The 13,125-nt window shown below is 63.3% G+C and carries 10 protein-coding genes and 1 pseudogene; 2 read left to right on the top strand and 9 right to left on the bottom strand.

The genetic code is table 11. The features are described from left to right. Positions 1–151: 151 nt before the first annotated feature. The 3 genes and pseudogenes from HBE64_RS24750 to HBE64_RS14700 all read right to left on the bottom strand — a co-directional run. Positions 152–751 (bottom strand): annotated as a pseudogene (locus HBE64_RS24750) (protein kinase); the annotation flags it as partial. Between the two features lie 43 nt (positions 752–794). Continuing rightward, positions 795–1,307 (bottom strand): peptidoglycan recognition family protein, encoded by a 513-nt coding sequence (locus HBE64_RS14705; RefSeq protein WP_167103449.1) that lies wholly within the window; start codon positions 1,305–1,307, stop codon positions 795–797. 388 nt (positions 1,308–1,695) lie between these two features. Then, the gene (locus tag HBE64_RS14700) at positions 1,696–3,375 is read right to left on the bottom strand and encodes a hypothetical protein (RefSeq protein WP_167103446.1); all 1,680 of its coding nucleotides are present in this window, start codon (positions 3,373–3,375) and stop codon (positions 1,696–1,698) included. A gap of 424 nt (positions 3,376–3,799) precedes the next feature. On the opposite strand from HBE64_RS14700, the gene HBE64_RS14695 reads away from it, so the two are divergent. Next, complete coding sequence (locus HBE64_RS14695; protein ID WP_208300482.1) at positions 3,800–4,624, top strand: M14 family zinc carboxypeptidase; 825 nt, start codon at positions 3,800–3,802, stop codon at positions 4,622–4,624. Between the two features lie 88 nt (positions 4,625–4,712). Here the strand turns inward: HBE64_RS14695 and HBE64_RS14690 are convergent, their stop codons facing one another. The 5 genes from HBE64_RS14690 to HBE64_RS14670 form a co-directional block, all read right to left on the bottom strand. Beyond that, a complete protein-coding gene (locus tag HBE64_RS14690; RefSeq protein WP_208300481.1) occupies positions 4,713–5,051 on the bottom strand; it encodes a hypothetical protein in 339 nt (112 codons plus the stop codon). A 398-nt stretch (positions 5,052–5,449) separates the two neighbouring features. Continuing rightward, entirely contained in the window at positions 5,450–6,217 is a 768-nt protein-coding gene (locus HBE64_RS14685; RefSeq protein ID WP_167103436.1) for a hypothetical protein, read from the bottom strand. A gap of 646 nt (positions 6,218–6,863) precedes the next feature. Then, on the bottom strand, positions 6,864–7,721 hold the full coding sequence (locus HBE64_RS14680; protein ID WP_167103433.1) for a hypothetical protein: 858 nt from the start codon (positions 7,719–7,721) through the stop codon (positions 6,864–6,866). Between the two features lie 513 nt (positions 7,722–8,234). Next, a complete protein-coding gene (locus HBE64_RS14675; protein WP_167103430.1) occupies positions 8,235–8,582 on the bottom strand; it encodes a hypothetical protein in 348 nt (115 codons plus the stop codon). A gap of 80 nt (positions 8,583–8,662) precedes the next feature. Then, positions 8,663–10,435, bottom strand: a complete 1,773-nt coding sequence (locus tag HBE64_RS14670) for a hypothetical protein (RefSeq protein WP_167103427.1) — start codon at positions 10,433–10,435, stop codon at positions 8,663–8,665. 426 nt (positions 10,436–10,861) lie between these two features. On the opposite strand from HBE64_RS14670, the gene HBE64_RS14665 reads away from it, so the two are divergent. Then, positions 10,862–12,238 carry a hypothetical protein gene (locus HBE64_RS14665; protein ID WP_208300480.1) on the top strand — a complete coding sequence of 459 codons (1,377 nt, stop codon included), beginning with the start codon at positions 10,862–10,864 and terminating at the stop codon, positions 12,236–12,238. Here HBE64_RS14665 and HBE64_RS14660 read toward each other — a convergent pair. Continuing rightward, the gene (locus HBE64_RS14660; RefSeq protein ID WP_167103424.1) at positions 12,235–13,059 is read right to left on the bottom strand and encodes a CHAP domain-containing protein; all 825 of its coding nucleotides are present in this window, start codon (positions 13,057–13,059) and stop codon (positions 12,235–12,237) included. The genes HBE64_RS14665 and HBE64_RS14660 overlap by 4 nt on opposite strands. Positions 13,060–13,125 lie beyond the last annotated feature (66 nt).

The raw sequence follows: 13,125 nt of genomic DNA, 5'->3' as shown, positions 1-13,125 counted from the left end.
GTTCTGTAGCCGTGGCATTGCTCAACGGCGAGCGCATGGCGGGCGGTACCGCCGCCTGGGTGAGAGCTGACTGAAGAGCCTCGCGCCCACCGGAATCGAAGTCGCCGCCGATGAGGGTGGAGTTCCCGATCAGCATATGCAGCACAGTGGCGGCCAGAGCGTATTGATCCGTACCACGGCCCAGCGGTTGCTCGCGGCTGTGCAGCTCGGGCGCAGTGTAGGCGCTCCCCGCCGTCGCCGAGGTCCGGTTGTTCCGAATCGCGAAGTCGGTGAGGACGATTCGAAAGTTCGGAGTATCGGCGCCGGCAATCATGACCGTGGCGGGATTGACCTGTAGGTGCAGTACGCCGGAGTTGTGCGCGTAGTCCAGGGCGTCGGCGATGGCGGCAGCAATGGTGAGCACGGCCTTGGCGGGTATGCCATCTGAGAACCGATCCCGCATCAGCTGCTGCACGTTCGATCCGTCGACCCAGTCGGAGACGTACCACACCGCTTCCGGTTCGCGACCCCAGTCCCTGACCCTGGCGATGTGAGGATGCGTGAGAGCCGCGATCCGTTCCAGACGCTGGTCGAAACGCGCCTGCCGGTCGGGGTCGGACGGGAAGCGGCCGGGCATGATGGTGAGCGCCACCGGTTCGGTCAGGCTGGGGTGCTCGGCTAGGTAGTCCTCACTGGTGGGGCATGAACCGAGGTGACGGACTATTCGGTATCCGGCGAAGAGCTCGCCCGGTGTCAGTTGCCTTGGCGCCACGGAGGCCTCGGTCGCGATGTGATCCGTCGACTTCTTGTGGTGTTCAGCGCCGGCCTGCTTCGATGTCGGCGACGATGGCAGCGGCCTCGGGTCCGCAGATCGTCGTGAGGTCGACCCGGCCTGCCGCCATCAGAGCGTCGATTCGTTGCTTGAGGTCTCCGGAGGTCACGTGCGCGTACAGACTGGCACCGGGACAGGCAGTGTCGTGGCTGACGTCCCGGTGCCCGGCCAGGGTGTCGGTGGAGATGCCGAACTGCTGTGCAGCCCAGGCGAAAGCAACTGCCGCGCCGTGCAATTGAGCCTCGCTCACCTCCTCTTCGTCGAAGTTACCTTCGCAGACGACGAGAAAATGCCCGGTGGGGTCGTAGCTGGTCGCGGTGTCACCGACGAGATGAGGGTCACGCAGCTGATAGATGTTGCCGTGACGGTCGACACTGATGTGATAGGCGATGTCGATCCAGCCCTTGGAGTCCTGGTGGTAATGCTGGTGTTGGCGAAGCCGTCCCGGGGCATTGCTGTTGTCGCCGAGGACCACCGCTGTGTGGTGGATCGTCATCTTGCTCGGCGTCTGGGGTATGCCGCCGGGACGGGGAGGTAAGGCGCCCCAGGCCTCGCGGCACAACTCAGAAGCAGATTCGGATACCGGCACCGGCGCTGATGGGCCGGGTGGGGGACTGCTCGGTGCCGGCACCGCTTCTGTCGGGCCCGTTGCCGACGGTGAGCCGGGATCTTGTCGAGGCTCGGCCGAGCAGGCGCTGACAGCGGTTGCGAGGCTGACCGCACCTGCCAGCCGGAACAAGCTGCGGCGGTCGATACCGTCGCCCGGTGGTATTGCCGGTGTGGGCGCCACGCCATCCATGGCGCTCACCATACGGATTCGGCCTTCTCGGCGGAGCAATGTGAGTCGTTGATCGTGGAAATCATTGCGGCCCAACCCTTACGTCTCAGCATGGGATCATGTACTTCGGATCTGTGGTCATGTCGAGCCATTTGCCGTAGGCGTTCCCGCCGGCTGCCCGCACGGCGGCGCAGATGTCACCGACAGTTCGCCCGGCTGGGCGGTACACCGCGTAGATCGGGTTGCCGGCGTCGTCGCGTTTGCGAAGTGACGCACACGACTCGTCGGTCCTGAGGTACGACGAACCCGGATACGCGTCGAGAGCGCGCTGGATCTCCGAGTCGTATCGCCCGGGGGTGACCGCGTTGGCGAGCACGACGATCCCCAAGCCGTCGCAGGGTGGGTGGCTCATGGGCACGCTGACGTTGAGAGCGTTCGGTGACACCGTTGGTCCACTTGCTCTTGTGGTGGTTGTTGCCGTCTCCCAGTCGGGAATGGCGGTGGCGGTGGCGGTTGCGGTGATGGTGGTGGCGGTTGTTGTGGTGGTGGTGCGGTTGGTGGTCACGACGATGGTGGTGATGAGGATGGCGAGGATGGCGGCGGCGGCGAGGAGGTATTTGGTGGTGTTGCGTGGGGGTGTGGTGGTGGGTGGTGTGGGGTCTGTGGTGGTGGTGGTTACGGGGTAGACGGTTTGGTGGGGTTGGGTTGTTGTGGTGTAGGTGTGTTGGGCTTTGCGGGCGGTGCGTTGGGTGTCGATGTGGCACCAGGGGCAGTGTTCGGTTTCGACGGGGACTTGGTGTCCGTGGGGGCAGGTGCGGATTTGTAGGCCTTGGAGTGCGGTGCGCCACTCGTGGGCGGTGGGGCGGCTGGCGGGGTCGTGTGCTCCGGTGGTGAAGGCGCGGTAGAAGAGTCGTTGGATGTTGTCGGGTAGGAATTGTGGTGGTGGGGCCACGGGGTGGGTGTGCAGGGGTGAGTTGGGTCCGCCTGCCCACCATCCGGATTTGGCCAGGCTCATGGCGTCGGGTTGTTCGCCGGGGCCGGTCCAGGTGCCGCGGAGGAAGGGGTGGTTGCCGGCCATCAGTAGCAGGTGGATGTGGACGGCCAGGGCGAACAGGTCGGAGGGTTTGTGGCGGGCGGTGGTGGCTAGGTTGAGTCCGGCGAGTTCGGGGGCGGTGAATTCGGGGCGGCCGACGCCGCAGAGGTATTGGTGTCCGGTGGTGTCGGTGAATTGCATGGAGTCGCAGTCGACGAGGGTGACTCGGGTGGTGTCGTTGACCAGGATGTTGCGTTCTTGGAAGTCGCCGATCACGGCGTCGACTCGGTGGACGACTTCGACGGCCAGGCAGAGGTTGGCCGCGACGTTGACCAGGTGTAGCCAGGTGACGTGGGGGGTCCATTGTGGTGCTGTGGGTAGGGGTTTGGCGCGGTTGGCGGGGTTGCTGATGGTGTGGATTTCCACGGCGTTGGAGGTGTCGATGCGGTGCATGACGTAACCGGTGGGTCCGGTGGGGCCGACCAGGGTGTGTAGTGGCCAGGTCAGTACGGCGAATCCGTCGGACTGGACGGCTCCGGGTGGGGGTGAGTCGACCATGGCGGCGACTTTGGCGCATTTGAGGTGGCGGTCGTTGAGGTCGTCGTGGAAGACCTTGGCCACCCAGTGTGGGTGACCCTCGATCTCGAAGATCGTGCCTTCACCGGCACGGGCGATGACCATCCCCAACCGGACCGCTACCCGGTGAGGGCCCTCGGCGGCCAAACCGCCACCGGCAAGCCACAACTCATCCATCACAACCACACCCCGGCAACCGCGGGTCCGACCACAACCGTCGTCGTGAGCCCCGAGAACAAGGTGCCCACTGACGACTGGCCGGCGCCATACACCAGCAGTGTCCCGAGCTTGCCACCTGTGATAAGTGCGCAACCTGCACTGCAACCTGCGATCGGAGTGATCGTCGGTACGTGTGACGAAGGAGGAAGCTGCGGTGTCAAACAGCGGACTGCGCCCTATACCGTTGCACCGCGGCTCTATCCGGACGATCTGCGCGATGGCGCGACGGTAACTCTTGCCTGCCAGCAGTCTGGTGACATTCGCTCCAGTGCGGGACACGGCACCAGTGCCGTCTGGTATCGGCTCGACAACGGTGCTTACGTGAACTCGGTATACATGAGTGTCAATGCGGCCGCGATACCGCCGTGCTGAGCTTCACACGTTGAGGTTTGTCGCGTCTCTGCTGCCGGCCCTTGCGTTGTTTGCGGCCCAGATGGGGCTTTCTGCCTGCAGCTCACCGGCTCCGGCCGATTCTGTCGATCCCGCTTCCGCCGCAACGGTCAGCGCTGGCACATCGCCGGTAGCTGTGCCGACCTCATCGATCACCGCGGCTATCAGCGATTGGCAAGTGGTTGGTACGTCGGTGCAAGGTCGCCCGATTCGGGCACGAACCATCGGTGCCGGACCTCGCCGCGTGCTCTTCATCGGTGGTATTCACGGGGACGAGGCCGAAGGCGCCTTCTCGGCAGCGCAACTGCCTGCAGCGTTCATCGAGGCTGGTTTGGAAGGCGCGGTCACACTGACCATCCTTGAAGACGCGAACCCTGACGGGAGGGCTTCGCACACAAGGACCAACGCCAACGGCGTTGACATCAACCGGAATTTCCCCGCGACGAACTTCGATAGTTCCAACGCCGCGTACGGCTCACAACCATTGAGCCAACCTGAATCGCGGGCGATCTACGACACCGTCGGCCGACTCCACCCGGATCTGGTAATCGTCACGCACTCTTGGCAGGGACGGCAGTTCCTCAATTTCGACGGCCCGGCTCGCCGACTGGCGGAGAGGTTTTCAGCACTTAGCACCTTGCCGGTAGAGGAATCAAGTGCGTTCGCCCCTACGCCGGGTTCGTTGGGCTCATACGTAGGACGCGATCGCGGAATACCGATCCTGACCATTGAAGTGCTTAAGGGTGCCGATCCCAAAGCCGTGTGGGATCAGATTCACGGCGCGTTGCTTGAGGTCATCTCAGGGCGAACATCTTGATGCTGCAATCGATTTAGTCGTGGCGGCGCCGCAGACGGCCTGACCAGAGGAGCGAGAAGGGCCGCCACGACCAGTCCAGGATCCCGGATTAGGGGTCGACTGTGAATGGCTGCTCGCCGTGAAGATGCTGACCTTGCTTGGTGTCCACGTCGACGACGTAGGTGTACTGACCCGGCGCCTTGATCGAAAACTTCCAGTGACCGCTCTCCGCGAATCCGTTGACGCTCTGGGCGGCGGAATAGACGCTGTTCCCGTTGCCGTCGAGGACGGTTGAGGACTCATGCCCCCAGATGATCGAGCCGTCAGTGGTATTCCAGCTCAATCCGAGGTCGGCTGACCAATGTCCATTCGCGGTGCGACCGAGCTGGAAATGGTCGGGGCCGATCTCGGTGCCGTAGGCAAATCCACGCTGGATGTAGATCGACAACTGCAGACCGGTTTGGTTGGCATGGGCCGGCGCTGAGACACCGCACCCGAGGAGGACTAAGGCAAGTCCTGCAGATATTGCCCGTGGAGTGAGGCTGCCCCGATCATGTCCCCGCGACTGCGTATCATGCCGACCCTGCTGCATAGGCGGACTCTATCCCCGTACTCGAGGTTGTGAGCTCCGTCCCAAGGCGGATTCATACGAACGGCGGACAAGCAGTCGTCTGGCCCTGTAGCCATATCGGGGATGGCTCGGGAGGATGCGCTCGAAACGCCGATCACCTTGTTGCGACAACGACAATTGTTGCGACAACGACAATGATTGATGGGCACTGTCAGGAACCCGTGTCGTGTGGCCATGTGAACTGGTCCGGTACGACAGTCAACCGACGAGGCTCATCAGCGGTGCGCGTGGACAATCAGATGTATTGGGCCGATTTGCAACTGGCTGCCGTCGGCAAGTGTGGTTCGGTTTGCTGTGTAGTTCTCGATATGCTCGACCCGGCCATTATGGAGCACGATCGATGAGACGCACGGCGGTAACCCACGAACAACGACGTCATCTTCTCGATCTCCGCCGACCGAGATGGGTTCTGCCCCGATCGTCACCCGCGTTGTCTCGTTCGGAGCCCAGATTATCTCCAGACTCGCCTCACGGAAGAGGCTCTCTACCAGAAACATTGCGAGGCCCAGTGCCAGGCCCAAGATGGAAATGCCCACAAGGCGTCCCAACATGTCAGGTAGCTGGTTGGAGACAAGAACAAAGCCAATGCCGCCAAGGCAGCCCCCGACGAACCCGGCCAGTGTCCCTTTCGGCATGCTGAGATTGGGCACGGTACGAGAGAGTAAACAGCCGATCAGTGCGCCAGCGATTCCCCAGCAGAAAGTCCGCAGTACATAGTTTTTGAAATCGAAACTGCCGATGTCGAGAGTGAACACGCTCTGGGCCACAGCCCCCGCCACAAAGCCCGCGCCAGCTCCGTAGAGCCAGATCAGGGCGAGGCGGCGAGGCTGTAGATCCTTTCGCTGATGCCACTTATCGGAGACGAAGAGTGCAGTAGCGATGACGCTGGTGAATATGCACGACCAGAATCCCGTTTCCATCACCGCCGTGAATGCACCCCGGGTTGGCTCTTGGCCGATCACTTCGGCAAGTAGTGCACCCACTGCACCGCCAACTGTGCCCGCCGCCAGATGGAGGAGGAGCTTGTTTGAGCGCAGCCTCGCTACGAAGTCGGCGGGCTGTGCCGGTGGGTAGCCGCTTGGGTGCTCGCGGCTTGATGAGGGGTAGCAAGACGGCGGAACTCCTCCACGCAGCATCGGATTAGAACCTGCGGCAGAATGATTCGGTGGAGAAGCACGCGCTGGTGTCGGCGTGGCAGGATACGGGGATCGTTCCGGCGACTGCCCCTGAGCTGGAGGAGTCGCTGGCCGGCCGCCCACTGTGTAGCCGGCACCGAACCTGCTTGGGGGCAAGTCGTTGGTCACGGGATCGGTATAGCACCGCGGCCGTCCTTCTGTTGCCCAACTAGATCCGATTAGTACCAACGGACGACACGAAAATCCCGCATGCACGGTGGCAGCACCTACGTGCGCCGACCGGCCTAGGTGGTAGCCCAAGTTTTGGCTGCAACGGGTCGGTGTCGCTATGTGTGGCGCATCTTTCTGCTCGTCATGCACCCAAAGCTTTCACCGTGGACACCCACAAACGATGGAGAGGGCGGTCAGGACGGCGCGCGCTCCCAACATCGGGCAGGCCAACGAAACACCTCTCCTACCATCTATCTCCGGCAGTAGGAGAGCGTTCCAGCCACTACGGCCGCGCGACAACAACAACCCGCTTGCCCCGGACAGGGGTTACTGCGAGCGCCTTGCCATCCGGCAACCAGGTGGTGAGGTCGAAGCCCGCTACGCGCACAGCTTCATCGGAGGTCCACATGGGCCGAACAGCCGTGAAATCCAGTCGAGTTGAGGTTGGAGCATCCGGCGTCCGTATACACATGGCATGTTGATCGGTGCACACGTATACGAGCCTCCCCACGTTATCGACGGCAATACCGGAGCTCGCGTCAATGTCTTCGATTTCCAGAGGTTCGAGATCGCCGTCGTCGGAGATGCGCAGAACCTTAGAGTTGTCGCCCCACCCAATGGTCGCGTCGATGTGAAGCAGCACCTGAGCGTTTGAATCGAACGCGAGCCCGTTGGCGGTGCCGGGAACCGCTGCGAGAACCTGGGGCTCGCCTGCTCTCGACTCGCGGTAGATAGTCGTCGTTGCTCGATAGTTGTTGTTCCTATCCTCGACCGACACGGCGTAAGCGAGCTCGCCGCGAGCGTCGAATGCCGCGTGGCTAACGCTCTCGGAGGTGACGTACTGAGTAGTCCCAGCGTGTGGATTCCAAAGATGTGACCCGGTGAAGACCGATCCGTCCGCCGCGACCGCCAGCGAGCGCGCGGACATCGAACGGGAAGGTGGAAACGCGTCGGCTGGGATAGGAAGCGCTTGCGACGATCCCGTGGCCAGGTCGACTTTCAAGACCGCGATATCGGCTGGAACGAGCTGATCCCCGGCCCCGGTCAGAACATACAGCGTCCCATCAGGTGCCGTTGTGACGTCGTCGATTCCGGTGTACTCCGTGCCCTGAACGTCAATAGTGGTCAGCGAGGAGACCATCTCCTGCTCATTCTGGTATCGGAGCCAACCGAATAGCCCGCCGCCTCCACCGACCACCAACAGGGCGACGGCGGCCGCGACACCCCACCGACGCGGTCGCGACGAAAGGCCGGCAGGTAAGCCGCGTACGAGCGGTGCCCAAGGCTGCTTGACAGAGGGGGTGGCGGCCTCAATCCAATACTGCCAGCCAGCTGGTGCAGGCGGCCAGGCCGGATCGGGAGTCCACCCGGGTGGGGGTTCCCAGTTAGGCTGCGGCACAGGCCAGCCCGGTGGCGGATTGAAACGCATGCTTGTTTGTAGCAGACCCACATGCAGGCCGCTTGGGATACGTCCGAGTCTGATACACGACCCGGCCGCCGATTCGAACTCCAGTGACCAGACGATACGGGAGGCAGGACGCGTGCCGGCTTCTGAATATCACCGACTCGGGTTGTTACGCATTGTAATCGCGGGCTCCGTCGCAACGAGCGCTGCGCACACCTGTCTCGTCAGCTACCGGCTGACTTTGTGTTGTTAGCCGATGACGGGATAGATCGGCGAGCCGCATGCCAAGACACCGACTGCCCTCGGAGATCCGGCGTTTGGGACCTCGGGGCTTTCGAATCTGGGCCATACGAGCTGGGTCAGTGCGAGCGGCGCGGCGATGCCTAGAGTCGCCGGTATCAGGATGAGCATCCAACTGCTGACACTAAACGCGTCGGACACCAGCACGCCGATCGCGACTCCGATGACGAAACCCGCGACTGTGCGGCCAATTCCGAGTCCGATCAAACGCGCCTGGCGTAACTTTCGAGTCGTGGAATTGACCACAGCGCCGATGACCAGGCCGATGAGGATTGCGATGGGCAGACCTTGAGCCACGGCGGTCTCTCCTTCGCGATCAGTCGGTCCGGGCGACTATGCCTGCGGTGGTTTCGATCCGATCGGTCGGATCGCGTCTTTTAGAGGTGCCGATGGCCCGGTGTGTCTCGTCGCTCGCCGCCTGTGTACGTGGTCCCAGCTGCGAACCTCTTGCTGGATTGCTCCAGGATCTGGGCGGCGCTTGACCGCGGTGTGTCCGGGTCGGCGGGCTCTGTGTCGACTGTCTCTGACTCCGGCAGCGTTGCGGCGTGGCCAGGCCGGGCGATTCTTGGCGTCGCGGCAGACATCGCGGGCGTCGAATATGTTGGCGGAGAGCCCAAGTGAGTTGGTTCCCTACTGCCATCGGATGCACGGAAGATCCTCGGCGTGGTTGGGGGGTCGGACGCCGGCAGGGGGTGTACGGGTGTAGGAGACGCTGCGTAGGTGCTCGCGCGGGGCGCATGCCGCACTATTTGGGGTGAAGGTCCCGTCGAGGGTGCTGGCTGCCAAACATGCTGCGGCGCCGCAGCATCGTCATGCGCCACCGGTGGGTCTATCCGTCGTCCGAGTTTTTGTGCTCCCGTGATCACGACCGCCAGCACGGCCAGCGAGAGGATGCAGACCACGACATCGAAGCTGCTAGTGATCTGATGTGCCAGGTCGTTGCCGTAGACGGGGTTATACGGCGGTCGGTAGGTCGGTCCGTAGTCCATCCGCGGAGCAAGGACGATGCCGAGAACGATTCGTGAAAACGTCAGCGCTAGAACGGCTCCTGATGTCATCACGATCACGCTCCTGCGTAATGTGCTGTTGACCAGGTTCATGCGCAACCACAGTGCCGCGACTGCACAGATCGCGTCGACGACCATCAACACCACCGTGTCGTACGTCGAGTACCGAATGTGCAGGTTGGCTGCGACGAACAGGTCCGTGATGCGCAGCGCAACAGATCCTGCGCTCCAGGCGGCGATCAGGAGCAGGCAGTTTCGAGTCAATTTTCGCCAGGCCGCCGTAGGGGCTACCTCGACGGTGTAGTGCGAGAGCAACACACTTGGCGCAAGGATCGCCGCGGCGGCCACCCAGCCCACGTAGCCTTCGAACCCGACCGACGTGGTCGAGGTGGTCTGCGCGATGCCGTGAAACGAGTCGATCTCCCGGCCAATCTCCGCGCCCCACACCACCACACCGGCAGCCACGGTGGCGCCGCCCAAGACGATTGTGGTCAGGTGACTGACGTGCTCGTCCTGCAGCAGCCAGCGTGAGGCGATCAGAACGGGTAGCAGCGCGACGGCCCCGTAGATGATTGTTGTGGCGAGTACGGTGAGGCTCTGGCCGCCGGTGGCCGGATCACCAAGGTGGGGAATCACCGAGCGCGTCCGTTGGTAGAGATTGAACAGCGTGGCCAGGGTCGCCAGTGTCAGCGCCAAGAGTCCGAGGATGCGGGTGATTCCGACCCACCGCCCGAAGCGGTCAGGGATTGTGTTCGCATCTGCCAAGACTGGTTGGGCGGCAAGGAGGCTGCCGGCCAACCCGGTCCACGCACCCGGCCCCACACCGGGTGGCACCTCCGCCGGGCCGCTATCACGCACCGCCTGGACGATCGCGTAAGCCACGAACCCCGTCACCACGAGGAGGTACGGCAGGTTGAGTATCAGCCGTGCCCGATCTGTCTGCTCCGCGGTGACACGATCCTCGAAGCCAACCTGCCGTCGGGCATAGGTGAGAAACAATGCGCAGCCGGACATCAGGGTCGCCAGTATCACCGCGAGGTAGACCCAGCCGTTGCTACCCGGCACTCCGCTGCCGAAGCTCAGACTCCACGGCAAGATCAGTGCGACTGCCAGCAGCACGCCAGAAGTCGCGTCGCGGGTCACGTTCGCTCGGTGGACGCGATCAGCTGCTAGTCCCGAGCCGTGAACCATTTCGGTTGCTTCACCGGTGTTGTTAGTAAGGGGTCTCCCGTGTCTGGTGGACGGGTTGTCACTCACCACGAGCCCCCTGGACGTCTGGATCGGCACGGCCGAGAGTTGCTGGCGGCCGGATGGTCTGGTGCGCATTCTAGGTCGGCAGCTGCCATTGGGATGTCCTCCGTTCGAACGACGATCGTCGTACTGAGGGGCCTTCGCGCGCCGGTTGGGCGGTTGAAGGGGCTTGCCGGGAGCGCGTCGCTGGGGTGGTGAGAATATTCGTTCATCACTGTTGGCAGAAGAGGTATCGCCTATGACGCGCCCGGCGCAGACGGCTGTGGACTTTAGCGCAGTGGATTGCCGTCACGGCGTCCACTGGGCGGGTGCGGGAAGGTGGTGACGGCGGGAGCCGCGTCGCTGCGGCTCGACACTGGTCAGTCGGTGGTGTTAGGTCCGCCGCTGTCCGGGGCAACTGGTGAAGGAACCATTTTCGGACTGGCCAGCCGCCCCGACTGGGCCGCAAAGGTTTTTCATCCCACACTCACCGGACTTGAGGACAAGCTCGCCAAGGTGGCTGCGATGGTTCAGTCGCCGCCGGCGGGAGCAATGCAGCCTGACGGACTGGTCGTCCTGACCTGGCCGCTGCATGTTCTGTTCGACGCTTCATGCCCTGTCGGGTACGTCATGCCGCGCATCGACACGGCCACATCGGTCGAACTGCACACCATCAGCAATCCCTCGAACCGACGAGATCCACTTCCCAAGGCACCCCAGTGGACTCGCTACGTAAGTTGGGGTCACCTGGTGAACGTGGCAGCCAACCTTTGCCTGGCGGTCGAGGTGGTGCACCGCGTCGACGCGGTGATCGGTGACTTCCAAGAACGCAACATCCTGGTTGCCGACACCACCGAAGTGACACTCGTGGACTGCGATTCGATGCAGTTCAGCGACCGAGCCGGCCGACGCTACCTTTGTGCGGTAGGCCGCCCGGAATTCACCGCACCCGAGTTGACGGGGGTGGACCTGCGTGTCCAAGCGCGACAGCAGACCGCCGACCTGTTCGCGCTTGCGGTGCACATCCATCAACTCCTGCTGGAGGGCAATCATCCGTTCATGCGGGGCGAGTGGCGTGGCCCCGGGCACCAACCGGACGCGCTCACGTTAGCCCGATCCGGGGAGTGGGCCGGCGGCCCGAATTCCCGGTTGCACACCCACCCACTGGCACCGTCGGTGAGGTTCCTACCCGACGAGCTCCAGCAGCTGTTCTTCCGAGCGTTCACGGCCGGAGCGCAGGACCCCGGCCTTCGACCCGCGGCATGGGAATGGCGGGCTGCGCTAGGGCGTATTCGACTCGCCCGCTGCGTCCGAAACCCCGACCACCAGCATCCGGTTAACGCCTCGGTATGTCCGTGGTGCCGTATCGACGACGAACGACAAGCCCGCCGGGGGCGGCAGAATTCGAGCGCGTCGATCTCCAATCCGCAGAACTCACAAGGTTCCTTCCGCACCGGGCCGTCGAGAGTCATGCCGATCGCGCCACGAACAACACTCGCGGGCTCGGCCAGCAGACCCCATCGCAGCGCCTTGGCCCCGAGACACAAGGCCATCCTCGCTGTGCTGGCGGTGACCGTGGCCATCGTCGTTGCGCTCTCTGCCTATATCGTCTGGGCCCTATTGACTGGAGCGACCACCTTCGGCAGTGCCGGCCGTGGCAGTGACGATCTATCGATAATCCCTGCCCAGCAGCAGATTTCGGTGCAGTGTCGCTAGGCCTTCACACTCTTGGGGCGTAGGTATCCCAATATCTGGCCGTTGTTCTTGTCGCTGAACGCATAGGTGTGCACAGCAGCCGGGTCGTTGCCGGAGATGCCGTCCTGCCAGGTGTAGTTCTGCTCGAGCACCGAGTACTTGTTGCCGTCGACACCGGTCACGAGCGCCACGTGCCCATACTGGCCGCTACCGTAGACGACGATGTCGCCCGCCTGGGGCTGGCCCTGGCCGGCGGGGATCCTGTCGTAGTACTGAGCGACACCATTGGTGTCGTAATGGTTGTAGATGTCCGACGCCGCAACACTATCGGTCGCGATTCCAGGCGTAGCGCCCACAACCTCGTTGCTGTACTGACGGAACACATCGAAGCATTGCGCGCCGTAACTGCGATCAGGGTCGATGAACTTGCCCTGCCACTGGGCCACGAACCTGTCTGCCGCTGCCGACTGCGCCGTTGACGCAGCGCCGTCGGCTGTTGCGGTGTGCCCCGCTGCGACGGCACTGGATGCGGCGGCCGACGCGGAAGACGGTGCCGACCCGCCCGAACTGCTCGCAGTACTCGCTTGGCGTTGCTCAGAGACATTGTTGAGTGCGGACTGGCCGAGCCCCTCGATATGGGTCTGGGCGGACGTCAACGACCGGCGATGCTGCGGCCACCATTCATGGACGAATCGCTGGGCGTCCGGTCCCTCCCATACCGTGGGAAGGGCGTTGACGACCTTGTCCAGCTGGGCGACCAGGGTGCCGATCGATGCGGCGTGTTGTTGGAGTTGACGCCCGGTCTGCTCGACCTGATCGACGTCCATGCCCATCTGCGCCATCAAGGGAATCCTTTCTGCACCAACTCTTTCCTAGCGTGCAGGGTGATCAGATCGCCCTGCTGCCTG

The organism is Mycobacterium sp. DL592 (genome assembly GCF_011694515.1).
Classification (GTDB): Bacteria; Actinomycetota; Actinomycetes; order Mycobacteriales; family Mycobacteriaceae; genus Mycobacterium.
Note: the sequence above shows the minus strand (reverse complement) of the source record. Positions and strands in the feature narration are given on the sequence as shown.